At 64.1% G+C, this 26,163-nt stretch carries 25 protein-coding genes and 3 tRNA genes; 12 read left to right on the top strand and 16 right to left on the bottom strand.

The features are described from left to right. Positions 1-7 precede the first annotated feature (7 nt). On the top strand, positions 8-1,780 hold the full coding sequence (locus tag E2E27_RS00690; RefSeq protein WP_286172801.1) for a CHASE domain-containing protein: 1,773 nt from the start codon (positions 8-10) through the stop codon (positions 1,778-1,780). A 114-nt stretch (positions 1,781-1,894) separates the two neighbouring features. On the opposite strand, the gene E2E27_RS00685 is transcribed toward E2E27_RS00690, so the two are convergent. From E2E27_RS00685 to E2E27_RS00675, 3 genes are all read right to left on the bottom strand, one after another. After that, on the bottom strand, positions 1,895-2,698 hold the full coding sequence (locus E2E27_RS00685) for a response regulator (RefSeq protein ID WP_141457043.1): 804 nt from the start codon (positions 2,696-2,698) through the stop codon (positions 1,895-1,897). A 10-nt stretch (positions 2,699-2,708) separates the two neighbouring features. Beyond that, on the bottom strand, positions 2,709-2,966 hold the full coding sequence (locus E2E27_RS00680; RefSeq protein ID WP_141457041.1) for a hypothetical protein: 258 nt from the start codon (positions 2,964-2,966) through the stop codon (positions 2,709-2,711). Positions 2,967-3,040: 74 nt separating this feature from the next. Beyond that, positions 3,041-4,246 carry an N-acetyltransferase gene (locus E2E27_RS00675; protein ID WP_141457039.1) on the bottom strand — a complete coding sequence of 402 codons (1,206 nt, stop codon included), beginning with the start codon at positions 4,244-4,246 and terminating at the stop codon, positions 3,041-3,043. A 121-nt stretch (positions 4,247-4,367) separates the two neighbouring features. On the opposite strand from E2E27_RS00675, the gene E2E27_RS00670 reads away from it, so the two are divergent. Continuing rightward, entirely contained in the window at positions 4,368-5,441 is a 1,074-nt protein-coding gene (locus tag E2E27_RS00670; protein ID WP_234036280.1) for a fatty acid desaturase family protein, read from the top strand. Positions 5,442-5,457: 16 nt separating this feature from the next. On the opposite strand, the gene E2E27_RS00665 is transcribed toward E2E27_RS00670, so the two are convergent. The 7 genes from E2E27_RS00665 to E2E27_RS00635 all read right to left on the bottom strand — a co-directional run bounded on the left by E2E27_RS00665 (position 5,458) and on the right by E2E27_RS00635 (position 12,379). After that, positions 5,458-5,964 (bottom strand): GNAT family N-acetyltransferase, encoded by a 507-nt coding sequence (locus E2E27_RS00665; protein ID WP_234036129.1) that lies wholly within the window; start codon positions 5,962-5,964, stop codon positions 5,458-5,460. Beyond that, complete coding sequence (gene lptG / locus E2E27_RS00660; RefSeq protein ID WP_141457034.1) at positions 5,961-7,067, bottom strand: LPS export ABC transporter permease LptG; 1,107 nt, start codon at positions 7,065-7,067, stop codon at positions 5,961-5,963. The genes E2E27_RS00665 and lptG overlap by 4 nt, the downstream gene beginning before the upstream one ends. A gap of 7 nt (positions 7,068-7,074) precedes the next feature. Further along, positions 7,075-8,253, bottom strand: a complete 1,179-nt coding sequence (locus E2E27_RS00655; RefSeq protein ID WP_502705544.1) for an LptF/LptG family permease — start codon at positions 8,251-8,253, stop codon at positions 7,075-7,077. 149 nt (positions 8,254-8,402) lie between these two features. After that, positions 8,403-8,909 carry a DUF427 domain-containing protein gene (locus E2E27_RS00650; protein WP_234036128.1) on the bottom strand — a complete coding sequence of 169 codons (507 nt, stop codon included), beginning with the start codon at positions 8,907-8,909 and terminating at the stop codon, positions 8,403-8,405. A gap of 10 nt (positions 8,910-8,919) precedes the next feature. Next, on the bottom strand, positions 8,920-9,258 hold the full coding sequence (clpS, locus tag E2E27_RS00645; protein WP_141461452.1) for an ATP-dependent Clp protease adapter ClpS: 339 nt from the start codon (positions 9,256-9,258) through the stop codon (positions 8,920-8,922). A 250-nt stretch (positions 9,259-9,508) separates the two neighbouring features. Then, the gene (locus E2E27_RS00640) at positions 9,509-10,297 is read right to left on the bottom strand and encodes a phasin family protein (RefSeq protein ID WP_141457030.1); all 789 of its coding nucleotides are present in this window, start codon (positions 10,295-10,297) and stop codon (positions 9,509-9,511) included. Positions 10,298-10,447: 150 nt separating this feature from the next. Beyond that, positions 10,448-12,379: a PHA/PHB synthase family protein gene (locus E2E27_RS00635; RefSeq protein WP_141461450.1), complete on the bottom strand. Its 1,932-nt coding sequence runs from the start codon at positions 12,377-12,379 to the stop codon at positions 10,448-10,450. A 159-nt stretch (positions 12,380-12,538) separates the two neighbouring features. Between E2E27_RS00635 and E2E27_RS00630 the strand changes: the two genes are divergently transcribed. The 7 genes from E2E27_RS00630 to E2E27_RS00600 all read left to right on the top strand — a co-directional run bounded on the left by E2E27_RS00630 (position 12,539) and on the right by E2E27_RS00600 (position 17,029). After that, entirely contained in the window at positions 12,539-13,738 is a 1,200-nt protein-coding gene (locus E2E27_RS00630; RefSeq protein ID WP_141457028.1) for an LL-diaminopimelate aminotransferase, read from the top strand. 95 nt (positions 13,739-13,833) lie between these two features. After that, a complete protein-coding gene (locus E2E27_RS00625; RefSeq protein WP_141457026.1) occupies positions 13,834-14,484 on the top strand; it encodes a helix-turn-helix domain-containing protein in 651 nt (216 codons plus the stop codon). Then, a complete protein-coding gene (locus E2E27_RS00620) occupies positions 14,462-14,806 on the top strand; it encodes a hypothetical protein (protein WP_141457024.1) in 345 nt (114 codons plus the stop codon). The genes E2E27_RS00625 and E2E27_RS00620 overlap by 23 nt, the downstream gene beginning before the upstream one ends. Before the next feature lie 4 nt (positions 14,807-14,810). Next, complete coding sequence (locus E2E27_RS00615; RefSeq protein ID WP_141457022.1) at positions 14,811-15,317, top strand: hypothetical protein; 507 nt, start codon at positions 14,811-14,813, stop codon at positions 15,315-15,317. A 46-nt stretch (positions 15,318-15,363) separates the two neighbouring features. Beyond that, positions 15,364-15,831 (top strand): JAB domain-containing protein, encoded by a 468-nt coding sequence (locus tag E2E27_RS00610; RefSeq protein ID WP_141457021.1) that lies wholly within the window; start codon positions 15,364-15,366, stop codon positions 15,829-15,831. Then, positions 15,828-16,172: a response regulator transcription factor gene (locus E2E27_RS00605; RefSeq protein ID WP_141457019.1), complete on the top strand. Its 345-nt coding sequence runs from the start codon at positions 15,828-15,830 to the stop codon at positions 16,170-16,172. Before E2E27_RS00610 ends, E2E27_RS00605 begins: the two co-directional genes overlap by 4 nt. A gap of 38 nt (positions 16,173-16,210) precedes the next feature. After that, entirely contained in the window at positions 16,211-17,029 is an 819-nt protein-coding gene (locus E2E27_RS00600; RefSeq protein ID WP_141457016.1) for a crotonase/enoyl-CoA hydratase family protein, read from the top strand. A 39-nt stretch (positions 17,030-17,068) separates the two neighbouring features. Here E2E27_RS00600 and E2E27_RS00595 read toward each other — a convergent pair whose 3' ends face one another. Together E2E27_RS00595 and E2E27_RS00590 are read right to left on the bottom strand one after the other, a co-directional pair. Then, complete coding sequence (locus tag E2E27_RS00595) at positions 17,069-19,156, bottom strand: putative bifunctional diguanylate cyclase/phosphodiesterase (RefSeq protein ID WP_141457014.1); 2,088 nt, start codon at positions 19,154-19,156, stop codon at positions 17,069-17,071. 372 nt (positions 19,157-19,528) lie between these two features. Continuing rightward, positions 19,529-20,308 carry an acyl-CoA thioesterase gene (locus tag E2E27_RS00590; protein WP_141457012.1) on the bottom strand — a complete coding sequence of 260 codons (780 nt, stop codon included), beginning with the start codon at positions 20,306-20,308 and terminating at the stop codon, positions 19,529-19,531. 110 nt (positions 20,309-20,418) lie between these two features. Between E2E27_RS00590 and E2E27_RS00585 the strand changes: the two genes are divergently transcribed. The 3 genes from E2E27_RS00585 (at position 20,419) to E2E27_RS00575 (ending at position 22,006) form a co-directional block, all read left to right on the top strand. Beyond that, positions 20,419-20,492 (top strand) — tRNA-Cys (locus E2E27_RS00585). A 50-nt stretch (positions 20,493-20,542) separates the two neighbouring features. Continuing rightward, positions 20,543-20,618: transfer RNA gene (locus E2E27_RS00580), tRNA-Thr, on the top strand. Between the two features lie 161 nt (positions 20,619-20,779). Then, positions 20,780-22,006, top strand: a complete 1,227-nt coding sequence (locus E2E27_RS00575) for a tyrosine-type recombinase/integrase (protein ID WP_141457010.1) — start codon at positions 20,780-20,782, stop codon at positions 22,004-22,006. Here E2E27_RS00575 and E2E27_RS00570 read toward each other — a convergent pair. The 4 genes from E2E27_RS00570 to E2E27_RS00545 form a co-directional block, all read right to left on the bottom strand. Further along, positions 22,003-22,200, bottom strand: coding sequence for a helix-turn-helix transcriptional regulator (locus E2E27_RS00570; protein ID WP_353653640.1), 198 nt, complete (start codon positions 22,198-22,200; stop codon positions 22,003-22,005). The genes E2E27_RS00575 and E2E27_RS00570 overlap by 4 nt on opposite strands. Positions 22,201-22,650: 450 nt before the next feature. Continuing rightward, positions 22,651-24,465, bottom strand: a complete 1,815-nt coding sequence (locus E2E27_RS00560) for a recombinase family protein (RefSeq protein WP_141457009.1) — start codon at positions 24,463-24,465, stop codon at positions 22,651-22,653. A 72-nt stretch (positions 24,466-24,537) separates the two neighbouring features. After that, positions 24,538-24,936, bottom strand: coding sequence for an excalibur calcium-binding domain-containing protein (locus E2E27_RS00555; protein ID WP_141457007.1), 399 nt, complete (start codon positions 24,934-24,936; stop codon positions 24,538-24,540). A gap of 1,129 nt (positions 24,937-26,065) precedes the next feature. Next, positions 26,066-26,140: transfer RNA gene (locus tag E2E27_RS00545), tRNA-Gly, on the bottom strand. Between the last annotated feature and the right edge of the window lie 23 nt (positions 26,141-26,163).

Here is a 26,163-nt window from a genome sequence, read left to right as displayed (position 1 = left end):
CCATTTGGTGCCGCGCTTGGGCCGCCCGCCCGGACAGGAATTGAACGCCATCGACCCGCTCGCTCTCCGCACCGATGCCGATCCGGCCGCCGCGCCGCCGCCCGCATCGCGCCGGGCGCGGCGCTGGCTGGTGCTCTATCCGCGCGCGATTCCCCTGGTGATCTTCCTCGCGCTGGCCGCGATCACCGCGCTCAGCGTGTTCGCGATCGAAAGCAACGCCCGCGCCCGCGAACGCGCGCAGATGCGCGAATATGCGCAAGGCCTCGCCGCCGCGCTCGACCGGTCGGGCAGTGGTTTCACCTCCTACCTGCGCGCCGGGGCGGCGCTGTTTGCGAGCGTGGACGAGGTCAGCCCGGAAACCTTCGACAGCTTCGTGCGCGCGCTCAAGCTCAATGCCGAGGATACCGGGGCCGAAGGAATCGGCTGGATCCCGGTGCTGGAGCCGCGCGATCTGCCCGGCTTCCTCGCCCGCACCCGCGCGCGCCAGCCCGATTACCCGGCGATCACCCCGACGCCTGCGAGCAACACCGGACGGATCGCGCCGGTGGCGATGTTCGCGCCCGACACCCCGCTCAACCGGCGCGCGCTGGGCTACGACATGTATTCCGACCCCGCCCGCGCCGCCGCCATGGCCGAAGCCGAAGTGACCCTGCGCCCCGCCGCATCGGGGCGGATCATGCTGCGCCGCGACAACAGCCCCGCCGCCCCCGCCTTTGCGATCTACATGCCGGTGTTCCGCCTTTCGGGCAGCGAGGATCGCGGGCTGTCGGGCTTCGTCTACACCCCCTTCCGCGCGCGCGAGTTTCTCGACGCCGCGATCGATCGCGAAGGGGCCGGCGGATTCGGGGTGCGACTGTATGACGGCGAGGTTTCGACCGGGCATCTGCTCGTCGCCCGTTCGATCAGCGGCTCTGCGCGCGAGACGGTGGAGCAGGAAGTCACCATCGCCGACCGCAAGCTGATGCTGGTGATCGAACATGCCGATCATCAGGTGCTCTCTCCGCTGTCGATGGTGACGCTGATGTTCGGCCTCGCGCTGGCGAGCTTGCTGATGCTGCTGGCGCGGCTGCTGACCCAGCAGGCGTTCGAGGATCAGGCGCGGTTGGCCTTTTTCGAGGAACAGCATTCGATCCGCAATTCCCTGACGCGCGAGCTCAATCACCGGGTCAAGAACACGCTCGCCAACGTGCTGTCGATCCTGTCGCTGACCCGCCGCCGCGCGAGCGGGCTCGACGATTTCGCCGACAGTCTCGAAGGGCGCATCCGGGCGCTGTCGGCGACGCATGATCTGCTCACCGTCACCGACTGGGGCACCACCCCGATCCGCGCCGTGATCGAGGCGGAGTTGCAGCATTTCCGCGAGGCGCTGGACGATGCGATCCTGCTCGAAGGGCCCGATCTCGAACTGGCGCCCAACGACGCGCTCTCCTTCGGCCTTGCGGTGCATGAATTGGCGACCAATGCGGCCAAATATGGCGCGCTCAGCGTGCCCGGCGGGCAGGTCACGATCCGCTGGAGCCGCGGCGACGATGAGGCTGCCGAAACCACCTGGGCCGAGGTAGAATGGCAGGAAACCGGCGGGCCGCCCGTCGCGCAGCAGCGCCGCCGGGGCTTCGGCACCGAGCTGATCCAGAAGGTCGTCGCGCACGAATTGCGCCAGCCGGTCACGCTCGAATTCGACCCCGCCGGTGTGCGCTGCGTGCTGCGCGTGCCGGTGCGGCGGCCTGCGGACTTCCGTATTCGCGAGAGGGAAATCGACCGGCGGGTGAGGAAGCCTTAGCGCTCCCCTTTTTCTCCGTTCGCCCTGAGCCTGTCGAAGGGCCGTTTTTTCCCGCACCACCCTCACTTCAAGAAAGTGCGGTGCTTCGACAAGCTCAGCACGAACGGGAAATGGTCACAACGGCCTAGTGCTCCCAAAGAACAGCGCCTGGCTGATTGCCGCGCGCACGGTGGCTTCCTGAAACGGCTTGGTGACCAGATAGGTCGGCTCGGGCCGGTCGCCGGTCAGCAGGCGTTCGGGATAGGCGGTGATGAAGATCACCGGCATCGACCCGACGGCGAGGATATCGTCCACCGCATCCAGCCCCGACGATCCGTCGGCCAGCTGGATATCGGCGAGCACCAGTCCCGGCATCGCCTCGGCCACCGCGGCGCGGGCCTGCGTGCGGGTGGCGGCGGTGCCGCTGACGGTGTGGCCGATGCTGGTGACAAGGTCTTCCAGCTGCATCGCGATCAGCGGTTCGTCCTCGATGATCAGCACGCTTGTGGTCTGTTCGCGCTCCACCTCGGCGATGGCTTCGGCGACCATCTCGTCGATCTCGTCCGGCGTGCGTTCGAGGATCGCGGCGGCCTCGGCGCTGGTGAATTCTTCGAGCGTGGTCAGCAGCAACGCCTGACGCGCAGGCGGCGTGATCGCGCCGAGCCGCGCCTGTGCGCCGGCCTCGTGCTCGCTGCCCAGATCCTGCGCGGCTTTCTCGCCCGTCGCCAGCGGGCCCGAGGCGCTGGCCCAGACCTTGCTGAAGGCGCGGTAGAGCGGCACGCGCCCCCCCGCGAGGCTGGCCCGCAGGTCGTCATCCGCCAGCACCGCTTCGAGCATTTCGCGCACGAAGGCATCGCCGCTCGCCTGCGACCCGGTCAGCGCGCGGGCATAGCGGCGCAGGAACGGCAGGTTTGCGGCAATCTGGCTTCCAAGCGACATCGGCGTCTCCTCAATTCCTTCCGGGCGGCTCGATCAGCACCGCTCCGACAACCGAATCACGGCCATAGCGGTTCCCCGCCGCGCCGTCGCGCCTATCTCGTAAGATGTTCGATTCCTGCGGCTTCCTGCAAAAAATGAAGGGCATGAAAAAAATTTTTGCCGCTACGGGAACCGCGATTTCGCTGGCGCATTTAGCTTCTGTCACCGCCGAGACCCCCCTCCCGTCCAAGCGGCTGGTGATACGATCCCGAAAGGCCTCCGTTGTCATGCAACGGAGGCCTTTTTTCTGGAAATCGCGCTGGCGCGTGATGCAGACCGCCCGCCCCACCGACGGTGGCTCATTCAAACCAACTTTCGCTCGTAGATCGCATATTCGCGGTTCATCTGGCTCTGGATGGTGTCGGCGATCGCGACCATGCCCTGGTTGTCTTCCAGCACCCAGCCGATTTCCCCGCGGGTCGAGGCGAACTTGGTCTTGGCCTGCTCGCGGATTTCCTCGATCATCATGAAGGCCAGCTGGCTCGCCATCCGGCTGTTGTGGAGTTCCTTTAGCACCCCCATCAGCGGCACCCGCATCCCGGCGCCCTTCGGATGCTTCAGCCAACGCAGCATGTGGAACCAGCCGAAGGGGAAGAGCTTGCCCCTAATCTTCGCCAAAGCGTCGTTGATGTCGGGGAAGGTCAGCATGAAGGCCACCGGGCGGCCATCGACCTCGGCGATCATGTTGAGCTCTTCATGGATGATCGGGCGCAGCTTCTTGCCCGCATAGGCGACCTCTGCGGGGCTGAAGGGGACGAAGCCCCAGTTGTCCGACCAGGCATCGTTGAGAATACCGAGGATGATCGCCACCTCCGCGTCCCAATCCTTCTTGCGCACGCGCCGCACGTTGATCCGCGCGTTCTTGTGCCCCGATTGCACGATCCGCTGGATCAGCGGGGGGAAGGGCTTGGTGATGTCGAGATCATAGGTGTAGAGCGTCTTGGCGCGCGCATAGCCCGCGGCCTCGATCCACGCCGCGTAATGCGCCGGGTGATGGCCCATCATGATCATCGGCGCGTGGTCCTGCCCCTTCACCAGCAGGCCCGGTTCCTCCCAGATCGACAGCGAGATCGGGCCGAGCACCCGCGTCATTCCCTCGCCCGCCAGCCAAGCCTCGGCCGCCGCCAGCAGCGCGCGGGCAACGTCTTCATCCTCGGCGTCGAAATAGCCGAAAAAGCCCGTGCCGGGGCCGAAGCCCTGATCGGCGGGCATGGCGAGCGCCAGTTCGTCGATATGCGCCGAGATCCGTCCGACCGGCTTTCCGGCGCGCATCGCCATGAACAATTGCACCCGCGCATGGCCGAAGAAGGGGTTCTTCGCCGGATCGACCAGTTCGAGCTGTTCGGAGCGGATTTGCGGCACGAAATGCTCAAGGCGATCGGAAAAGGCACGGCCCAGATCGACGAAAGCGGCGCGCTGGCGCTTGTCGTTAACGGGTTCGATCCTTATTTCTGCCTCACGGGCCAGCACATCCGTCACGCCGCCATCCTCGTATTTGCGCTTGATCAAGGTGTCTGTGTCGCGACCGCGCCATTCGCGCAAGGCTGTCGATCACTGTCACCAACAACCCTCATTTGGCCTTGCACCCCTTTTCCGCTAGGGGGAGCCTCAGGAATTCATGCCGATGACCATGCATCAGACCACCCCCGCCCCGCCCGCGAGGGCCACCCGCGCCCAGTTCATGGCCGAGGACGACAAGGCGATGCTGCGCGCGGTGCGCGACCTGACCAAGGGGCTGGGCGAGGCGAAGCCCGGCATCTACTGGCCAGACATGCTGATCTCGGCAGGCGTGGGCTATGCCGGGATTGCGGTCGCGATCCTGAGCGGCAATCTGGCGGTGCAGATCGCCGCAGGGCTGGTCGCGGCGCTGGCGCTCTACCGCGCGCTGATGTTCATTCACGAGCTGACCCATATCCACCGCGACGCGCTGCCGGGCTTCCGCACGGGCTGGAACCTCTTGGTCGGCGTGCCCTTGCTGACGCCCAGCTTCATGTATGAAGGCGTCCACACCATCCACCACAAGCGCACGCAATATGGCACGGTGGAGGATCCCGAATATCTGCCGCTCGCGCTGATGAAGCCGTGGAGCCTGCCGCTTTTCGTGCTCGTCGCGATCCTCGCGCCGGTGGCGCTGATCGTGCGCGCGGCGGTGCTGGTGCCGCTCGGGGCCGTGATCCCGGCGGTGCGCACCTTCACCTGGGAGCGGTTCTCGGCGCTGTCGATCAACCCCGAATTCCGCCGCCGCCCGCCCGAAGGCGATTTTATCGGCCGCGTGCGCTGGCAGGAGGCCGGGGTGTTCGTCTGGTCGTGGTGCCTGATCGCGAGCGTCTTCGTGATCGGCTGGCAGCCGCTCGCCACCGCGCTGGCGATCCTGTCGCTCACTGCGCTGCTCAACCAGCTGCGCACGCTCGTCGCGCACCTGTGGGAGAACGAGGGCGAGGCGATGACGGTGACCGCGCAGTTCCTCGATTCGGTCAATGTCCCCCCGCCGGGCTTCGTCGCGGAAATCTGGGCCCCGGTGGGCCTGCGCTATCACGCGCTGCACCACCTGATGCCCTCGATGCCCTATCACGACCTGCCCGAAGCGCACCGCCGTCTGGCGCGCGAGCTGGGGACGGGCTCGACCTATGAAGGCGCGAACCATCCCGGAATGCTGGTGCTGGTCGGGCGGATCGCCAAGAGCACGATGGGGCGGCGGGCGTAAGCCGCGCCCCTCGCCACTAGTCGAGAAAACAGATCATCGCGCAGCGGCGGTCGGCGGGGAGGCCGTCGTCCACCTCGTTCGCGAGTTCGCCCGCCAGCCGCGGATGGGCGTCGAGCGCGGTGACTTCCTCGAAGCCCAGCCGCGCATAAAACGGCCCGTTCCACGCCAGATCGCGGAAGGTGGTGAGGGTGAGCGCCTTGAAGCCGGTGTTGCGCGCGTCGATCATCGCCGCGCGCACCAGCCCGGCCCCAATCCCGCGCCGCTGATAGGCGGGGGCCACGCCCATTTCCCAGATATGCAGTTCGCGGCTGAATGGCTGGGCGACGAGGAAGCCCGCCATCGCCTCGCCCACATGGGCGACCAGCGAATGGCCCCGGCGAATCAGGCGGGCATAGTCCGCCTCTGCGCGGGTGCGGGCGGGGTCGATGGTGGGCTCGCCGGCGAAGGCCACCGCCGCCGCCCGCTCGATTGCCGGCATGGCCGCGGCATCCTCGGCCCGCGCAAGACGCAGCGACCAGCTCACTCCTCGGTCCGCACCAGCACGGTCTCGCCCAGCAGCAGGAACAGGAAAAACGGCGCCCAGGCGGCGAGCAACGGGGGGTATCCGCCGAAGCTGCCCATCGCCAGCGCGGCATTGTCGACCACGAAATAGGCAAAGCCCAGCGCCATGCCGATGATCGCGCGCACGAACAGCTGGCCCGAACGCGCGAGGCCGAAGGCGGCGATCGAGCCCAGCAATGGCATCAACAGCGCCGACAATGGCCCCGACAGGCGGTGCCACCACTTGGCGCGCATCTCATCGGTGTTGCGCCCGGCGGCTTCATAGGCGTCGATGCTGTCGCTCAATTCCCAGAAACTCTGCGCGTCCGGGTCGATCGATTGCAGCATGATCCGCGCGGGGGTCAGATACTCGCCCACCACCAGTTCGGGCAGAGGCTCGGTCAGCGCGCCCGCGACATCGAAGCGCACCGGCTGCTCTAGCCGCCAGCCGGGAGAAGCATAGGTCGCGCGCGGCGCTCTTACCTGTTGGCGGATGATCCCGCCCGGCGCGCGGGCATACCAAGTGACGCCGGTGAGCACGATATTCTCGCCCCCGCCCGAAAGCGTCGCGGCGGTGAGGATGTTCTCCCCGTCGGTGAAATAAACATTGGCGCGCACCCCGCCGCCGCCGGTGGCTTCGGGGATGGGGCCATATTCCGCCGCCTCCCACGCCTTAAGCGTCGCATTGGCGCGGGTGACGATCCGCTCGTTGAAGCCGAAGCTCACCACCGACACCACCGCCGCGGTCAGCAGCAGCGGGGCGAGCACCTGATGGGCGGAGAGTCCGGCGGCCTTCATCGCCACCACCTCGGAGTTCTGGTTGAGCGTCACCAGTGTGATCAGCGTCGCCAGCAGCACCGAATAGGGCAAGAAACGGCTGACCAGCTGCGGCAGGCGCAGCGAGGCATATTGCAGGATCTCCGCCTGCCCGTTGCCCGGCGCGGCGAGGATCTTGCCGGTGGCGGACAAGAGGTCGAGCGCCAGCAGCACCAGCACCAGCATCACCAGCACTGCCAGAATGCGCACCACGAACAGCTTGGCGAGATAGAGCGTCAGCGTGCGCGAAGGGAAGAAATCGAGCTGCATCGCGCGCCTACTCCGCCGGGGCCGCTGCGGTGGTCGAAGCACCCGGGCGGCGGCGCCTGAACAGCTTGCCGACCTGCTTCGACAGCTTGGCGAAGGCGGTCTCCAGCGCCCCGATCGCCTGTCCGCCCGGCACATAGGCGACGCGGTAATACATCCACAGGATCAACCCGGCGAACACCGCAAAAGGCACCCAGAAGGCCAGGATCGGATCGAGCCGCCCCAGCGAGGCGATGTCTTCGCCGTATTGGTTGATCTTGTGATAGGCGACCACCATCACGATCGACACGAACACGCCGAGCGCGCTGGTCGACCGTTTGGGCGGGATCGCGAGCGCCACCGCCAGCAGCGGCATCAGGAACATCATCACGATCTCGACCAGCCGGAAATTGAAGCTGGCAAGGCTCGCATCGCGCGCCTGGGCGGGGCTCTCGTCGCTCCAGCCGATGCGCAGCAGTTCGGGCAGGATATATTCGCGCGTCGCATCGCCGCGCGCGCGGAAAGCCTCGATCGCGGGGAGATCGATCGGCAGATCGTGGCGGCTGAAGCTCAGCACCCGCGGGGTCTGGCCGCTCATGCCCGTGTCCTGGATGATCGTGCCTTCGGTCAGGCGCAGGATGATGGTGTCGGGATTGTCGCGGGTGGCAAGGAACGCCCCCTCGCGCGCCGAGATGCTCAGCACCTGCCCCTTGGCATTGGCGACGCGGGCGAAAATGCCGATGAGCTTGCGCCCGTCATCCTCGCTCTCTTCGATGCGGAGCGCCATGCGATCGGCGATGGTGGTAAACTCGCCCACCTTGATCGACGCCCCGAGCGCGCCCGAGCGCAATTCGTATTCCATCTGCTCGTAATAATAGCGGCTGATCGGCTGGATGTAGAACACCAGCATGATGTTGAGCGCGACCATCACCAGCGTGATGAGGTAGGGCATCCGCAACAGCCGGTTGTAGGACAGGCCGACCGCGCGCATCGTGTCGAGTTCGGAGGATGTCGCCAGCTTGCGGAAGGCCAGCAGCACCCCGAGCAACAGCCCCAGCGGGATGGCAAGGCTGGCATATTCGGGGATCAGCGCGCCCAGCATCTTGAACACCACGCCCACCGGCCCGCCCTCGACCGCGACGAAATCGAACAGGCGCAGCATCTTGTCGAGCGTCAGCAGGCTGGCGGCGAGCGCGAAGACGCCCAGCATCGGCACGATCGTCAGCCGCAGGATATAGCGGTCGATGCTGGGGAAGAGGTGGGGCACGTGAGGTTCCGTCGATTGTCACACGGCCATAGCGAGGGAGCGCGGCGCCGTCATGCCCCCATTTCGCGCGCGATTGGCGGTGCGAGGCGGATTCACCAGAAGCGGCTGCCGGGAATGCCCTTGAACGGCCCCGCCTCGGCCGCAGTGATCCAGCCGCCGTAGAAGCCGCCCGGCTGCGGCGTCACCTGCTCGCCATCCACCGTCACGTCGTCGAACGGCGCGGCGTAGAAGGCGATATGGCCCGCAATCCCGGCAAAGGGCGGGGTGGGAGAGGGGTAGCTCCAGCCGGCCTGCGCGAAGCGGTCGCCGCCGATGGTCACATCCCAATAGGCCGCCTGCCCCTTCCATTCGCACAGCGAGCGCGCGGGATTGGGCGCAAGGTGCGCCATCGCGATGTCGCTTTGCGGGAGGTAATAGGTCGGCGGATGCGAGGTTTCGAGCGTCCGCCACGCCGCGCGGGTATCGGCCAGCACCACGCCCTTGTGGACGATGCGGATATGGCGCGCGGTCGGCTCTGCGATGGCGGGGCGGGGATAGTCCCAGACGCTTTCCTGCCCCGGCAGGATTGGATCGGGATCGGGGTGGTGGGCTTGCCTCACGCCCGCGCGCTCATGCCTTTTCGAGCGTGCATTGCAGCGGGTGCTGGTTCTGGCGGGCGAAGTCCATCACCTGATTGACCTTGGTCTCGGCCACTTCGTAAGTGAATATCCCACACACACCGACCCCGCGCTGGTGGACGTGGAGCATCACGCGGGTGGCCTGTTCCAGATCCATCGAGAAAAAGCGCTTCAGCACCAGCACCACGAATTCCATCGGCGTGTAATCGTCGTTGAGCATCAGCACCTTGTACTGGCTCGGCTTCTTGGGCTTGGCGCGGGTCTTGGTGGCGACGCCGACCTGACCCTGTCCGTCGCTGTCCTTGCCTTCATCCTCCGCGCGCACGGCCATGCCGAGCGGCAGCAGCGGCTCGGCCTGATCGGCGAGGACGGGAAAGGTGCGGGTTGGCATGAGCTTCCATTATGGGATTCGCGCGGGCAGGTGCAAGCGGTTGCTTGGATTCATTTTGCGCCTTGGCCCGGCCGCGAGCACCCAAGAAAAAGGCCCGAGCAAGCCGTGCTTGCTCGGGCCGCCTTGCGGCGCGCTCTCGTGAACCGGGTTGGGAGAGAGGAGAGAGGCCCGGTTCAGGAACTTTTGAGGCTTAGGCAGCCGTCTTGATCTTCTCGGCCGCGACGCTGACGCGGTTCGAGATCGGGGCGAAGGCTTCGTTGTAGAGCTTCACCCAGGCTTCGGTGCGCTTCGAGCCGTAGGAGACCATCGCATCGAAGTTGCGACGGGCGATTTCGCCCTGCAGCTGGAACAGCTCGGTCGGCGACTTCACGGCTGCGACCTTCTTGGCGTCTTCGGTGACGGATTCGAACACGGTCTTGCCGGTCTCGACGTTGTCCTTGAGCAGTTCCTGCGCGCCGGTGAAGAAGATCTTGCCGCTTTCGACGACGGCTTCGACGTTCGCCTTGGTGAACTCGGTCGCTTCGTTGGCGAGCACGGTGCCCTTGGCGGCCGCGGTCTTGGCGCGGGCCTGGACGTCGGCGAGAACTTCCTTGGCGGTGGCGGTGATGTCGGTGTTCTTGGCAGTGGCCATGATGGTATCCTTGAGCTTGGTGACGGGGTTGGTCTTCGCGGTGGGCTTCTTGGCGGCGGGCTTGCTCACCTTGGCGGCAGCCTTCTTGACCAGCGCCGGCTTCTTGACCGAGGACTTGGCGGTTTTGGTCGCCGTCTTCTTGACGGTCTTGGCGGCAGCCTTCTTGGCCGGGGTCGCCTTGCGGGCGGCCGGAGCCTTCTCGGGCGCGGCAACAGCCTCGGCGACGGCGGCCACATCGACCTTCGGCGCAGCGGTCTTGGACGACGCTTCGGCGTAGGCCTTTTCGGCAGCGGCATCGATCTTGGAGACCGGGGCCTTCACTTCGGCATTCTGTTCAACTTCGGACATGACGACCTCGCTTCATGTTGCACTGCACAAAATAGCGAGTGCGGCTGCGAAGTCAAGTGTTTTTGTGCAGTGCACAAAAATCAGCGAAGTTGCGCAGTTACAAGGCTTTGCCGTAAGGGAACGGCTCGCTCGGGTGAGGGGGCTCGCGCCCTAGCGCGTCTTCACGTAGCGGCCCGGGGCATCCTCGATCACGCGGTCGCCCTTGCCGCCGGGCACGCGCTTGCCCTTGGCAGGGACGCGCGCGTCGGACTGCCTGTGCAGCCATTCCAGCCAGTGCGGCCACCAGCTGCCCGGATGCTCGGTCGCGCTCTCGACAAAGGCCTTGAGGCTGGGCGCGGCGCTGTCGCCCACCCAATATTGATATTTGCCCGCAGCAGGCGGGTTGACCACGCCCGCGATATGGCCGGAGCCCGCCAGCAGAAACTCGATCGGCCCGCTGAAATGCTGCGTGACCCGCCATACGCTTTCGGCCGGCGCGATGTGGTCCTCGCGGCCCGCCTGAACGAAGCTGGGTGTGGCGACGCGGGTGAGGTCGATCGGCGTGCCATCGGCTTCGAGCGCATCGGGCACCACCAGCTTGTTGTCGCGGTAGAGGTCGCGCAGATAGGCCTGATGCCACTTGGCCGGCAGGTTGGTGACGTCGCCGTTCCAGTGCAGCAGGTCGAAGGCCGGGTAGTCCTCTCCCAAGAGGTAATTGTTGACGACGTAATTCCAGATCAGGTCGCGCCCGCGCAGCGCATTGAAGGTCGCCGCGAGGTAGCGCCCGTCGAGATAGCCCTGCCCCGAAGACAGCTTGCCGATCATCTCGAGTTGTCCCTCGTCGATGAAATGCTTGAGGTCGCCGCTCTTCTCGAAATCGACCTGCGCGGTGAAGAAGGTGGCGCTCTTCACCTTGTCCGCCTCGCCCCGCCGGTGCAGCACCGCCAGCGTCGCCGCGAGCGTCGTGCCCGCCACGCAATAGCCGATGGTGTGGCAGGCGGGCACACCGAGCCGCGCGCGCACATGATCGATCGCCTCGATCTGGGCGCGGATGTAATCGTCCCACACCACCTCGGCCATACTCTCGTCGGCGCTTTTCCAGCTGACCACGAAGACCGAGATGCCCTGATCCACCGCCCACTTGATGAAGCTTTTCTTGGGCGTCAGATCGAGGATGTAGAAGCGGTTGATCCACGGCGGGAAGATCACCAGTGGCACTTCCAGCACCTCTTCGGTGGAAGGGCTGTACTGGATCAGCTGATAAAGCGGCGTCTCGTGCACCACCTTGCCGGGACTCGCCGCAAGGTTTTCGCCCAGCCGGAAGGCTTGCGGGTCGGTGTGGGTCAGCTGCCCGCGTTTCATGTCGTTGATGAGGTGCTGCATCCCGCGCACCAGATTGGCGCCCTTGGTCTCCATCGTGCGCTTCAAGACCACCGGATTGAGCGCGAGGAAATTGTCCGGGCTCATCGCCTCGGCCAGCGCCGTCACCGCGAAATCGAGCTGCTGGCGCTTGGTCTTGTCGAGCCCGTCCATGCTCTTCACGCTTGTGCGGAAATAGTCGGCCAGCATCAGATAGGTCTGGTGCAGCAGCAGGAAGGCGGGATGTTCGCGCCATGCCGGATCGGCGAAGCGGCGGTCGGACTTGGGCAGGGCCGCCGCCTCGGGCGCTGCGCCGGCCTGCCCGCCGGTGACGCCCGAAGCGAAGCTCTGCATCACCCCGCTCCACAGTTGCATCTGGTCCTGCGCCAGCTTGGCCGAAGCTTCCATCAGCCCCTTGGGCATATGGCCGAGCATGCTCTGCGAGATCACCAGCCACTGTGCGGGGTCGAGCAGGTTTGCGCCCGCCATGCCGCCCTGGCTCGCCTTTTCGGCGGCGGCCTGCGCCTGATGGGTGGCGAAATCGAGCCACAGCTGCTGAAGCTGCGCTGCGGTGGCGGCCCATTCGGTCATTTCGGCGGGGTCGATGCCCTTGGCCATCAGCGCCTCGGGCAGCGATTCGCCGCCCGCGCCGCCTGTCATCGCACGCAAGGCTTCGTTCTGCATGTCGAAGAAGCTCTTGAGGCTGTCCCCGGCCGCCGCCATGAGATCGTCGTCCTGTGCCATAGCCTGAAACCGTCCCTTGTCCATCTGCGCGGTTCCCTAGTGCCGCCAATCGGGGCTGGCCGCAACCGAGCGAAAACGCCTTCACACCGGCGGAGGGTTTCGCCTAGGGAGACAATGCCGGTTCCATCAAACCCGTGCAAGACAAGGTGATGACGTCCCATGAATGACCAGTTCTATCGCATGAAGCGGATGCCCCCGTATGTGATCGCGGAGGTCAACGCCATGCGTCATGCAGCGCGTCTGGGCGGGCAGGACATCATAGATCTGGGCATGGGCAACCCCGATCAGCCGCCCCCGCAGCACGTGATCGACAAGCTGTGCGAGGTTGCAGGCAAGCCCGACGCGCATGGCTATTCGCAGTCCAAGGGCATCCCCGGTCTGCGCCGCGCGCAGGCGGGCTATTACGCGCGCCGTTTCGGGGTCGAGCTTGATCCCGAAAACGAAGTGGTGGTGACCATGGGATCGAAGGAGGGGCTTTCGAGCCTCGCCACCGCGATCATCGCGCCGGGGGACGTGGTGCTGGCGCCCAACCCGAGCTATCCGATCCACACTTTCGGCTTCATCATCGCGGGCGCCACGATCCGTTCGGTGCCGACCACGCCCGACGATCATTACTGGGAATCGCTCGAACGCGCGATGAGCTACACCGTCCCGCGCCCCTCGGTGCTGGTGGTGAGCTACCCCTCCAATCCCACCGCCGAGACGGTGGAACTGCCGTTTTACGAGCGGCTGGTGGCATGGGCCAAGGAGAACCAGGTCTGGATCGTATCCGATCTGGCCTATTCCGAGCTCTATTTCGACGGCAAGCCGACCCGCTCGATCATGGAAGTGCCGGGCGCGAAGGATATCGCGATCGAATTCACCTCGATGTCCAAGACCTATTCGATGGCGGGTTGGCGGATGGGCTTTGCGGTCGGCAACCGGCAGCTGATCGCGGCGCTGACGCGGGTGAAGTCCTACCTCGATTATGGTGCCTTCACCCCGATTCAGGCGGCTGCCTGCGCGGCGCTGAACGGGCCGCAGGACATCATCGAAAGCAACCGCCAGCTCTATCACAAGCGCCGCGACGTGATGGTCGAAGCTTTCGGCCGGGCCGGATGGGAGATCCCGCCGCCGCCCGCCTCGATGTTTGCCTGGGCCCCGCTTCCGCCGGCGCTGAAATCGATGGGCAGTCTGGAATTTTCCAAGCAGCTTCTGACCCAGGCGCAGGTCGCGGTCGCGCCGGGCGTGGGCTATGGCGAAAACGGTGAAGGCTATGTCCGGATCGCGATGGTCGAGAACGAACAACGCCTTCGTCAGGCAGCGCGCAACATCAAGCGCTACCTCCAGTCTGCCGGGGTCAACACATCCGGCGGATAGAAGGAAATTTGCCTTTTTGCTCCAAATCGGAAGAATCCTTATCCGATTCAGGCTAATTAGCGTCTAAACCGGGGCAACCATTGTTGGAGAGGCAGATGGCGTCCGAAGCCGCTCGCCGGCTTACCGATAGGCAGCGCGCCGTTATGGAGCGCATCGACCGGCGCGTCCCGATCAAGGTGATCGCGCAGGAACTCGGCGTGTCCGAAACCCGCATCAATCAGCACATCCGCGCGCTCAAGGACTTCTACGAGGCCGGGAGCCTTGGTGATCTGGTGGACAATTACCGTGCCACGCTGGCCCCGGAAGCGGCTGAAGCTTCGGCAGAAAATGACATCGGTGACGCCGCGGATACAGATTTGCTGAAGTCCTTCAGTGAAGCTGCATGCACAAATAATCAGATTAACCCGTCAACTGATCTGGCTGATTTCGAGCTCCGGGACGACCCGGGGCAGCTGGTGCTCAGCGACGCAACGCCTCTGATCGTACAGGCACCCTGGCTGCGGCCGGGTGAGCCCAGGGTGGTCCCCGGAGTGCTCGATGGCGAGCATGCCGTTCTGATGCGGCTTGGGGCGATCATCGGGATCGCTTCGGGCATTCTGGCTTCGGTGATCCTCGCCGTCACGGCGGCGATGACCCTCAGCCAGGCAACGGAAGGCAAGGCCGCCTACTCCGCGGATACAGACCCCGTGGCCGGTGGAGCACCGGCCGCGCTGGAGAACACCGATGGACAACCGCATCCTTACTGACGCGCACAATCTCAAGAAGCTGATCCGCGAGGCGGAGGCGCTGGCCGATGAATCGATCATCGCCATGGCCCGTCTCAAGCAGGCCATGCTGGCCGCCCGGCAGAACCCGGAAGTCGAAGTCCACACCGGCCAGCGCGCGCTGGTTCGCCTGACAGAGGCGGAAAGCCAGGCGCTGGCGATGTCGACCAACCTGCTCAGGGTGCATGACGAACTCAGCAAGGTCGCCAAGGTTCACGCTGCGGGCGACGTCGGCATCCCGACCACCGTGCCGCCCGAAGTGGTGGAGTCGGCGTCAGCCGGGCGGGAGAAGGTTCAGGCCTGACGGGATGGGCGAACTACTCGATCTGTTCAACGCGTACCGGGTTGCCGCCCAGCACATCGCCGCCTTGCTGCTTGCCGCGGCAATCTGGCGCTGGGGCGGCGGCCCGGAGCGGTTGCTGATCGGCATTTTCGTCGGCACCATGGTGCTGCCGGTCTATCCCTTCATGTGGCTGGACGTGGCGATGATCGATCCGGACCTGCTGTTTCAGGTGTGGTTCGTGATCGACATGATTGCGGCCGGGCTGTTCATCGTCGTCGCGCTCAACGCCAACCGCAATTACCCGCTGTGGATCGCCGGATTTCAGGTCGTCGCGCTGGTGGCCTTCGTGGTGCAGGCGTTGGTCGATGCGGTGTCACCGCTGGCGGCGGCGATCCTCACCATCGGGCCGTCCTATGCCATTCTGGTGGTGCTGGCAGCCGGCTTCGTGCGCCATCGCCTGCGCCAGCGCAGGTTCGGAGCCTATCGCGAGTGGCGCCTTGGCCCGCCGGGCCAGCGCTGGCTGCGAAACTAGCGCAAGTGCTCTAGTTCCTGACCCTAGCCAAGCGGAGTTAGTCCCGATGCGTCATCCCGCCGTGCTGACCGGGGCAAAGACCCTTGCCCTGCTGCCTCATGCCCGGTCTGCGGCCTCCCCGGAGGCGGCCCCGAGCCCCGAGCAGCGCGTGGCCGCCATGATTGCCTATCTGCGCAGCCTCGTGCTCGCGCATCCGGTCACGCACGAGCGCGGCCATGCCGTGTTCGTCGATGCCAACAGCGCGTGGATCGGCGATGGACCATGCGGGATCGGCGATATGAGCACGCTGACGGTCAGCTTGCGGACGTTGCTGGGCGAGGCGCTGCGGATCGATGCCCGCGGACTCATCCTGGCGCACAGCCATCCCTCGGGCCACTGCCGCCCGAGCGGCTGCGATATCGCCGCCACCCGCCGCCTGTCCGATGTCGCCCGCGCGCTCGAGATCGCGCTGATCGACCATCTGATCTTCACCACTGATGCCGTCTATTCGATGCGGGCCGGGGGAATGCTGTGAACGCCCCGCCGCCCTTCGGCCAGTTCCCCGGCCTCGGCTTTCCCGCCCTTCGCTTCCGCGAGGCGGGCGACGTGACGCTCGATCTGGCGCACCGCGATGCCCGGGTTGTGGACTGCTGGCTGGCGTTGGGCGAGGGCGAATTCGCGCTGCTGTGGCACATGGCCGAAGCGCCCGGCACCCCCGTCACCGGCGGCCTCGCCCATCACGCTGCGGGGCTGCGCGCGAAGCTCGAACCCTTCGGCCTCGCCGGGCTGATCGCGGACCATCCCGAGGGCGGGTTCACCCTCGATCCCCACCCTTGCGGACCGCTGGACAGGACGCGGCGGATCGGCCAATCTTGATCCTGGAACGTTCACGCCTGCCGAGGGACCAGCCTGCCATGTCCGCCACCGCCACCACGCTTGCCAACGACCGCATCGCCATTACCCTGGGCGAGGATGGCGTGGCCGATGTCCGCTTCACCCGCGGCGACAAGATGAACGCGCTCGATCACGAGATGTTCGAACGCATCATCGAGGCCGGCCATACCCTGCAACGCATGAAGGGCCTGCGCGCGGTGGTGCTTTCGGGTGAGGGGCGGGCGTTCTGCGCCGGGCTCGACCTCAGCAACTTCGCCCGCAAACCGGCCGAGGACGAACCGAGCCTGACCGAGCGCACCTATGGCAACGCCAACCGCCCGCAGCAGGTGGCGATGCAGTGGCGCAAGCTGCCCGTGCCGGTAATCGCCGCGATCCACGGCGTGTGCTTCGGCGGCGGTCTCCAGATCGCCAGCGGCGCGGATATCCGCATCTGCCACCCCACCACCCGCATGGCGATCATGGAGATGAAGTGGGGCCTTGTCCCCGACATGGGCGGCTATGTGCTGTGGCGCGGGCTGGTGCGCGACGACGTGCTGCGTGAGCTGATCTACACCAACCGCGAATTTTCGGGCACCGAGGCGCTGGGGCTCGGCCTTGCGACCTATCTCGACGAGACGCCGCACGAGCGCGCGATGGCGATCGCCCGCCAGATCGCGCTCAAGAACCCCCACGCGATCCGCGCCGCCAAGCGGCTTCAGGCCGGAATGTGGGAGCACGATACCAATGCGATCCTGATGGAGGAAAGCATCGAACAGCATGGCATCATGCGCAGCCGCAATCAGGTGGAAGCGGTGATGGCCGAAATGGAACGCAGGAAGCCGAACTTCGAGGACGTGTGAGGGGCGGCGCTCCGGCGGCTTTCGCAGGCGCGCGCGCTGTCAGCGCGACGCGCCGGCCCGGGTGGGGAAGCGCTCATGAAGCTCTGCAAAGGCGGGAAGACTCAGCAGTCCTGAACGGGCGCGGCCGTCGGCTGCCCGGCCATTCTCGCGCTCAAGCCAGGTTTGCAGCGATGCGATGTCCATCGGCCGGGCGAAGGCAAAGCCCTGCGCCAGATTGCAGCCCATGCCTTTCAGCGTGAAGCAATCATCGCTGGTTTCGACCCCTTCCGCGATGCATTCCACATCCAGCGTTTCGCACATGGTCAGGATCGCGGTGACGATCTTGTGCACCCCCGGCTCGGCCAGATTGGACACGAAGCTGCGATCGATCTTGATCTTGTCGATGGGCAGGCGGCTGAGATAGCTGAGGCTCGAAAAGCCGGTTCCGAAATCGTCGAGCGCAATCGCGACCCCCATCGCGCGCAGACGCTCGATATGCGCAATCGCGGTGTCGTAATCCTGCATCAGCGCAGTTTCGGTGATTTCGAAGGTGACCCGCTGCGGATCGACCTGTTGATCGACGATCGCCGCTATCAGCATGTCGATCGTCGCGGAGGTGACGATGTCGCGGGTGGACAGGTTGAATGACAGGTCGATATCCACGGGCAATGCCGCCATGCTCGCCAAAGCCTTGGTAAACAGCGTCGTGGTGATGTTTCCCATGATGTTCAGGCGCTCGGCGGCATCGATGAAGCGGGTCGGGGCCGTGTCTCCGATCCGCGCGCTGTGCCAGCGGGCGAGCGCTTCAACACCGCGCACCTGTGCCGTGCGCAGGCAGATGATCGGTTGCAGCGCGATCCCAAGCTCGTTGGCGAGGTCGGCGGAAAGCAGGGCGGCTTCCAGCTCGGTTTCGGTGCGCAGCCGGGTTTCCAGATGGGGCGTGAAGAAGGCGAAGGCCCCGCGCCGATCTGCCTTGACGGTGTAGAGCGCATAGTCGGCCCGGTCGAAGATCACGCTGGCACTTGCCCCGGCATAGGGGAAGCTGGCAAAGCCGATCGAACATCCCACCGACAGGCGTTGCCCGTCGATCTGGAAGGGTTGGTGCAGCATCGCGATCACCTGCGCGCCGATGGCGGCCGCGGCGTCATCGTCACCATCGACCAGCAGCCCGAACTCGTCGCCGCCCAGGCGTGCAATCAGCAGATTTGCGCCACTCAGCGATTGCAGGCGCTGGCCGACTTCGACCAGCAACTGGTCGCCGACCGCATGGCCATAAATGTCGTTGACCGGCTTGAAACGGTCGAGATCGAGCACCCCCACCACAAAGCTTCCGCGATCGCGGATCGATTGCTGCACCCGGTCATCCAGCCGGGCGAGGAACAGGCGCCGGTTGGGCAGGCCTGTCAGCGCGTCGGTCATGGCAAAGCTGGCGTTTTCGCTGGCCAGCCGTTCCGCCTCGCCGCGCTGTGCCGCAAGCTCCGAGCGCGAGTTTATGAGTTCGATGAAGGTTTCATGCGCGTTCAACGAGACCCGGAACATCAAGGTGGTGACGATCCCCGCAATCAGCGACACCATCAGGAAGGTCTCGTTTCCGCTTATGACCTGATAGAGCGCATAGGGCACCATTGTCGTCAGGTTCACCAGCAGGGCGGCTTGCGGCAGGTGCATAAGGCAGAAGATGCAGCCGATCGCCGTCATCACCAGACAGATCGCAACGCCTGCGCGCTGGCCTGGATCGCCAAAGGCGTCGAGCAGAAACGAATAGCCGAGGTAACTGAGGCAGATGGGCAAGACCGCCCAAGTGGTGCGGCGGAGCAGCGCCCGAACCTCGGACACATCGAGCTCACCCGGTTCGGGCAGGAACCACAGCCACCATACCATCCTGATCGAAGCCACGGTGACGAACAGCCCCACCACCGGCCCGATAATCAGGATCGGCACCGAGCCCGCCATCAGGTAAACGCTTGCGAACGCGATGATGATCAGCAGCAGATAGAGCAGCGGAACCTGCCGCCTCAAGTTGGCATATTGCCCGATCAGAACGTCGGGATCGTCCGAGAAAGCCCAGCTTTTCGGTTTAAGCCAATATGCGCTGATCCATCGCCTGTCCGCCGATGCCGCGCCTGAACGTTCTGCCTGCTTCGTCACGGGCAAGATTGCTCCGATTAGCGGCCCCTGGGCATCGGGATAGGGCAGCCAGGCAAACGAGGTGTTAACGCGCCGCTACAGGTTCAGCCGTGCATGGGCGAGCGGGCAGGCGCTGCGGCGCCCTTTCCTACACCCAGCCGCGCGCGTAAGCCGGGCGCGGTTCTTTGCCATCGTCCGCAGCCTCCGCCACCGCGCCGCATGGGCGCACGGGCCATTTCGCGCCGCGACTGTTTTGTCCGTCCGCCTTCGGGTTTCGGCACAAGGCCTTGAAATTACGAAGGTAAGCCATCTGTTGGGAAAGTGACACGCTGTCACTCTCGTCACCTTTCCAACAGGTTTCGGGCCAGCCGAACACCGCCCCGGCTGACCTGCTCAGCCAAACACAGCAACGCATTGCAGCCCATCGAGCACCTGCCGCCCCTCGGTGTCCCACATCCGCAGCCGCTCGGAGGAATAGCCCGCGTCGGCGTGCTGGCTGGCATTCTCGGCGAGATACCAGCCGCCCTGCGACCGGCTCCCGGGATCGAGCACGTTGAACGACCAGTTGATCGAGCTGATCGGGCCGACCCGCTGCATCGCCCGCATCGCACCGGGCGGCATGACGTCGCCCATCAGCACCAGCTTGGATACGGGATCGAGGCTATGATCCTCGATCAGCCGCGCCCAGCGCCGCACGGTCGCGCCGCGCTCGCTGCCCTTGGGCTGGCCGTGGCGCAGTTCGAAGTTCTTCGCGACGAAGGCGGGCGCGAAGCTGTGGCTGACATCGGCATTGTCCTCGGGCGGGCCGGGCCAGTCCTCGGGGCGCGCCGCCGGGTGGACGGCGTTTGCCTCGCGCCCTTCGCCGAACAGCCAGAAAGCGGAGAGCGCGACCCGTCCCTCGCACAGGATCTCGCTGCGCACCTGGGTGACGTTGCGGCCCTGACGCACGATTTCGGCGTGCAATTCGATCTCTTCGCCCACCGGCGCCACGAAGGCGACCTGCCCGGCGCGCAAGGGAGGCAGATCGGGAAAGGCGCGGGTCGCCATGGTATAGGCCACCAGTGCCGAGGCCCCGCCGTAAAGCGTGCGTCCCTGCATCCAGTCGGCGGCATGGGCAAGGCGGGCAGGGCCGGGCTGGCCGGTGACGGGTTCGAGCAGGCTGGCAATGGTCATGGCGGATGGCTTTGCCGCGTGCCGGGGCGCTCCGCAATCATGGATTGCCTTTGCCCCACCGAATCGCTAGTGCGCCGCTTCCGATCGGAGCGAAGGCTCCGTAAAGGCTCGGCCCGATGGCGGAGTGGTGACGCAGCGGACTGCAAATCCGTATACGCCGGTTCGATTCCGGCTCGGGCCTCCACCTTTGCATTGCGCCCGCGCGCCCACCCGATTAGGGCCGCGAGCAGGAATGCCGCTTTAGCTCAGTCGGTAGAGCACATCATTCGTAATGATGGGGTCACGTGTTCGAGTCACGTAAGCGGCACCAGCCTCCCTTCCCAAAACGTCTCAAATCGTTGATTTTCTGCGGGTTTCGAGCCATATTGGCCGAAGCCGATGTCTCGCTTTGTTCCACAAGATGCCCCTAGGTTTCACCAATCTGGGGGCAATATTCCGGGGGCACAGCGACCAGAAAGAAGGCGTTGCCCCATGACACTGAAAGCCACCCAGATACCAGCGTTGCAGCCCTCCGATCGCCCGTTTCGAAAATTCGATGGTAGAGGGTTGTACATTGAGGTGCGACCGAGTGGTTCAAAACTCTGGTACTTCAAATATCGATTCCTCGGCTCCGAAAAGCGCCTGGCTCTTGGCGCCTTCCCTGATGTGCGGTTGGCCGATGCAAGGGAAAAGTGTGAAGAAGCCCGACGCCAGATCAGAGCGGGGGAAGATCCCTCGCACATGCGCAAAATGGAGAAGATCAAAGCGCGGTTATCTGCCGACAACAGCTTTCAGTCGGTCGCCGAAGATTTCATCGACGTAAGGTTTGTCGCCAGTGGGAAGGCCGAGGCGACTATCGAGAAGGCCCGCTGGTTTCTTTCTCACCTGACCAATGCGATTGGCCCGCGACCCATTGACGCGATCGAACCAGCCGAACTTCTTGCCGTTCTCAAAAAAATCGAGCGCGCCGGGAAACGCGAGACGGCCATCAGAACGCGCGCATTTGCCAGTCGGGTATTTCGGCACGGCGTTGCGATGGCCTTGTGCAAGAATGATCCTGCTGCGTTGCTCGGAGGTGCTTTGGCGACACCCCAAGTCAAACACCATGCCGCAATTCTCGAACCGAGGAAGCTCGGAGAAGTTCTGGGCACGATCGATGACTACAGCGGGGGAGTGATCGTCAAGATCGCCATGCAGCTCCTGCCCCACGTATTTCTTCGGCCAGGTGAGCTGCGCCTCGGAAAATGGCCAGAGGTCGATTTTGACGAAGCCATTTGGCGGATACCAGGAGAACGCACCAAGCTTCGGCGGCCACACAGCGTTCCGCTGTCGCAGCAATCACTATCGCTTCTTAGACAGTTGCGCGAAAACTCCGGCTGGATGGAATTCATGTTTCCCGGTGAGCGGTCGCACCGCAAGCCAATGTGCGAAAATGCCATGAACCTAGCTTATCGTCGGATGGGCCTGGGAAAGGACGTGGTCACTGCTCATGGTTTCAGAGCAACCGCCAGCACTTTGCTCAACGAGAGCGGGAAGTGGCATCCGGATGCGATCGAGCGAGCGCTCGCGCATGGCCACAGCAACGCCGTCAGAGGTGCCTATGCGCGCGGTCAGCATTGGGACGAGCGTGTCGTCATGGCTCAATGGTGGAGCGATTATCTGGATCAGCTGCGAACCGGTGCGGAAGTGCTTCCCTTCAGAAGGTTGCCGAGCAACTAGGCGGCGGTAAAGCCTGAGGGGTTTTGCATCCATTCTTCGACTGCGGATTCCCGCCATGCGCAACAACGCTCGGCAATTTTCACCTGCTTTGGAAACGTCCCTGAATGTATCTTGCGATACAGGGTCGCCCGTGAAAGGCCTGTGCGATCGAGCACCGCATCGAGCCTGAGAAGCCTGTCGGAAGTGTGAGACATAATTGGAAGTGACTCCATCTGGTTGTCCAAATTGGCGCCCCTTGATCAGAATTGTGTTTTGGCTCCTCTTCGTCAATCGAGAGACTGCGTAGAACTTCGAACGTCTTCGGGCGGCCGGATTTTGGAGCGCGCCGCAGATTGTGTTCGCGTGGTCTAAATAATTTTCGATAATCCACTCTTCAATCCGTCGACAGACGCATCGTCCAACGGACATTGGATTTTTGGGGCAAGCTATCGATCCACGAAAAATTCGCGCAATTTCAGCGCATTTTCGAACTGACGAGGTGCATGTGGCACAAAGGTTTTCTACTTCAACCCGACTATGCCCACCGATTGTGATCATCTGCCGCCACAAAAGCAGCGAGTGGTGCAGCTAATCTTCGAGGCGTTCGACGACGCTTTTGCGCTCGCCAAGGACGAGTACCTCCAGCTCCTGGCTGTGCGAAACCGTCATGTCCGCCGTACCTCGCTCCCTTCCTTCTTGGTCGCTGATGGCCACAAGCCCCGGCCATAGATATGCCTCTGACTTATTGCCCTTGTTGGCGAAGGAAAGCCGAAGAGCTTGCGCTGAACGGCCCAGCTTGTGGGAATGTTGGATTCGAGCAGCGCCTTTCGGTCGAGGGCGGAGGGCTGAGTGCCATCAAGGATGGCCGTGACGATATCGGGTGCAAGATAGTTCAGCCTGATGAGGCGGGCAAAATGCGTCGGCCTGCAGCCTTGCTTCTTGGCAAGCTCTTCGATCGACAGGTCACGATGCTCGTCAACGAGGATCTGGGCTCTCCGCGCCGCCTTGATCAGCTCGACGAGCTTAGGGTTCGGGCGCGTGTCGCTTACTTTCGTGCGCGGTGTGATATGGAGGGAAGGCCAGCGCTCTGCGGTGATGACCCGCACATCGACGTCGAGGACGTAGCGCGCATCGCTGCACGGCCAGTCTGCAGGCCTGCCCCTGAACGCTGTTTTGCCGTCCCATGCCATCAAGCGTCGCAGCTCGAGCGATCGGAAAGTGATCGAGACTGTCTCTTCAGCGATCTCGACCTGATGCAACAGAGCCGCAAAGAGCTCGGGCAGCCATTCGGCTCGCGTAACCTCGAGTATCTGGCCAATCGCTTTTCCGCGGTTGGCCAGCCGGTCGAGATCATCACCGAAGAGACCAAGGGTTTTGAGCGCGCCCCGGAGCTTGCCCCTGTCAGCGAGGAAGTCGCAAACCGCGGCCAGAACCGTCCTGTCGAGATGATCGGCATTGCAACGATAGGCGCGGCGATACTCGACTTGCGACCAGGCCGCGTTGCTCGACACATAGGCGCAGTATGTTCGCCCGCGCTGCCAGTTCAGGTCGAGCAGCATGTGCCGGCCGAGGTCATCCCACAGCAAGCCGGCGAGGAAATGGTGTGTCTCCTTGGCATGAGGCGAGCGCTTCTTGCGCTCCTCGCTCAGCGCCTGCGCCGCCTTCCAGGTTGCTTCGCTGATCAGGGGCTCGTGAACGCCCTGATAGGTCGTGTCGTGTCCGCGGATCTGCCCGACATAGATCGGATTGCGCAGGATGCCGTAGACGGTCCCAGGAGACATCGGCGTTCCGCCGCGGGGCACGCCCCGCCGCGACAATTTGACCGAGCTACAGTAGCCCGCCTCGCGGACGGCGGTCATCACCGATGTGTAGCGCCGGGTGCGCAGGAACTCGGCGAAGATAAAGCGCACGATGTCAGCCTCGGCCTGATCGACATGGATGCCGTCACGACCGGCGACATAGCCAAACGGCGGTAATCCGCCATGGATGCGGCCATGCCGTTTGCGCGTGCGGATGCTGTCACGCACGCGCTCGGCAATCAGCTCGCGCTCGAACTGGGAAAAGGTCAGCAAGACATTGAGGATCATCCGCCCCATGCTGTCCGAGGTGTCGAATGCCTGAGAGACCGACACCAGCGTGATCGATTGCCGGTCGAACATCTCGATCAGCCGCACGAAATCGAGGAGGCTGCGGGTCAGCCGGTCGATCTTGTAGACCACGACCGTATCGACTTTCCCGGCCTCGATATCCTGCATCAACCGGGCAAGCGCCGGGCGCTCGAGACCACTCCCGGAATGCCCCCCATCATCATAGTGCTGCGGCAATTCGACCCAGCCCTTGTACTGCTGGCTCGTGATGTACGCGCTGCTGATTTCCCGCTGTGTCACCAGCGAATTCACATCGTGGTCGAGCCGGTGGGTGGTGCTCTTGCGCGTGTAAATCGCGCAGCGCTTGATTTGCAGGGTCTGTTCGGTGAGCATTCGGTCTCTCCAATTATGGGAGACCGATCCTGAACCATTTTGGGTTAAGCGTGCGACGTCTGATGCGCCGGCCTACTCGCAAGCCTTTCCGTCACCATCCCGATCGAGATGGGAGCCATAACCCGGCTGACCTCTGTAGATAGGCGCAGCTCCGGCGGCTCTCGCAGCGGCGCAGTTGGGATAATGGATCTTGCCACTACCCGAAGAAGTTTTCGCAGTGCTCGCACTAGGCTGGCGATGACAGTGCCTGCCTCCATTCTTCCGGTCGTTGTGGCAACCATCAGCTGCAAGACCGCCGGGATGTGCGTTCGCCTCGATCGGACCTAACAGCGACGCGATCGCAAAGAATAGTCCCAACACCCAGGCAATCAGCAGAACTGCTGCCTCGATCTTCAAAGCCATCGACAACCCTTCGTCTTCGTCATCCCGGTCCTTCATTTGCAAACATGCCCCCGCCAGTAGCGATCCCATTTCGCAGCCAATTTCAAGTCAACCAGCGCGCATGACAGGTCGCCGCCTATGGGCGAAACACACCATGCAGCTGTCCGATTGCCACCACCAGAACCCTCCGAGATGCAATGCATTGCCGGTCCCTTGACAGTGATATGGCCATGCGGCCCTGTACCAGTGGGTTGTCCTATCAGCCGCACAAGCGCATCGCGCGTGTCTGTGGCGCTCGCGGCTGGACAGGGATGACCTGGGCTACACGAGCCGTCCATCTCGCGTGCTGCGATACCGGCAAGGCGAATTCGAGGACCTTCCTCGCACCAGATCGGACCGTCACTGTCCCACACGGCCGTAGGCGTACAATTGAACGCTGCACCAGCAGGCACCACCGACAGGAGAAGAAGTGGCAACATATCATCCGGCCCTGATAATGACGCGAGGGCACGGCAATCGAGCGCATTCCGCCACGCCTCCCAGAAATTGTTATTCCGCGAACATTACCAATTCGTTGGCGGAAGTGCGAGGGGGGCAAATGGCAAGTTCGAGATGCATTGGATCTGACCAAGGCCTGCCGAGGCGGCGTTTGGATTAGGCTCTGTTAAAGGCTTTCCGGACTGAGCGGTGCGCGCCAATCTAGTGGTCCACAGAATACAAGGACATGTGTCGGTCGCCATTGACCCTGCGTATCAATGGCAAGGTGCGCAGGCGCCCCCGGAAGGAGCAACGTTAGGTATTGAAGCCACGGGTTTGGAAACGCGCTGCTGGTTCCGGACCACTCCAATTTTGATCCGATCCCCAAATCCCGAGAAACGACGCGAAGGATTGGCGCATTCAGGATCAGCCAGACGCGCAGCCTTCCGGGCAAACGAACAATTCGAACAAGGAAACGTCCGCGTCGATTGCGAGGCTCGGCGCTTCATCATGCTGGCGAGTCGAAGGATCGAAAAGGCCAGGCGAACCTATGGCAGTCTACCGTCGCATCTTCGGATAGGATCAGCTTGGCGTCACGTCCGGCAAAAACGGCGCGTGCGAACAGAGCCGTGCCTGCTGTAGTTTATGCTTACAACCTGCTTATTTGCGCACTGGCAACACGTAAGTAAGCAGGCGCGGCAGTGCCGCGTTACCCGTAATAGCTTGATTTCCGTGGTAAAAATGGAGCGGGCGAAGGGATTCGAACCCTCGACCCCAACCTTGGCAAGGTTGTGCTCTACCCCTGAGCTACGCCCGCTCACTGGCGCTGACAGAAGCCGC

The organism is Porphyrobacter sp. YT40, assembly GCF_006542605.1.
In the GTDB taxonomy this organism is placed as follows: domain Bacteria; phylum Pseudomonadota; class Alphaproteobacteria; order Sphingomonadales; family Sphingomonadaceae; genus Erythrobacter.
This window is presented reverse-complemented; position numbering and strand designations above follow the sequence as displayed.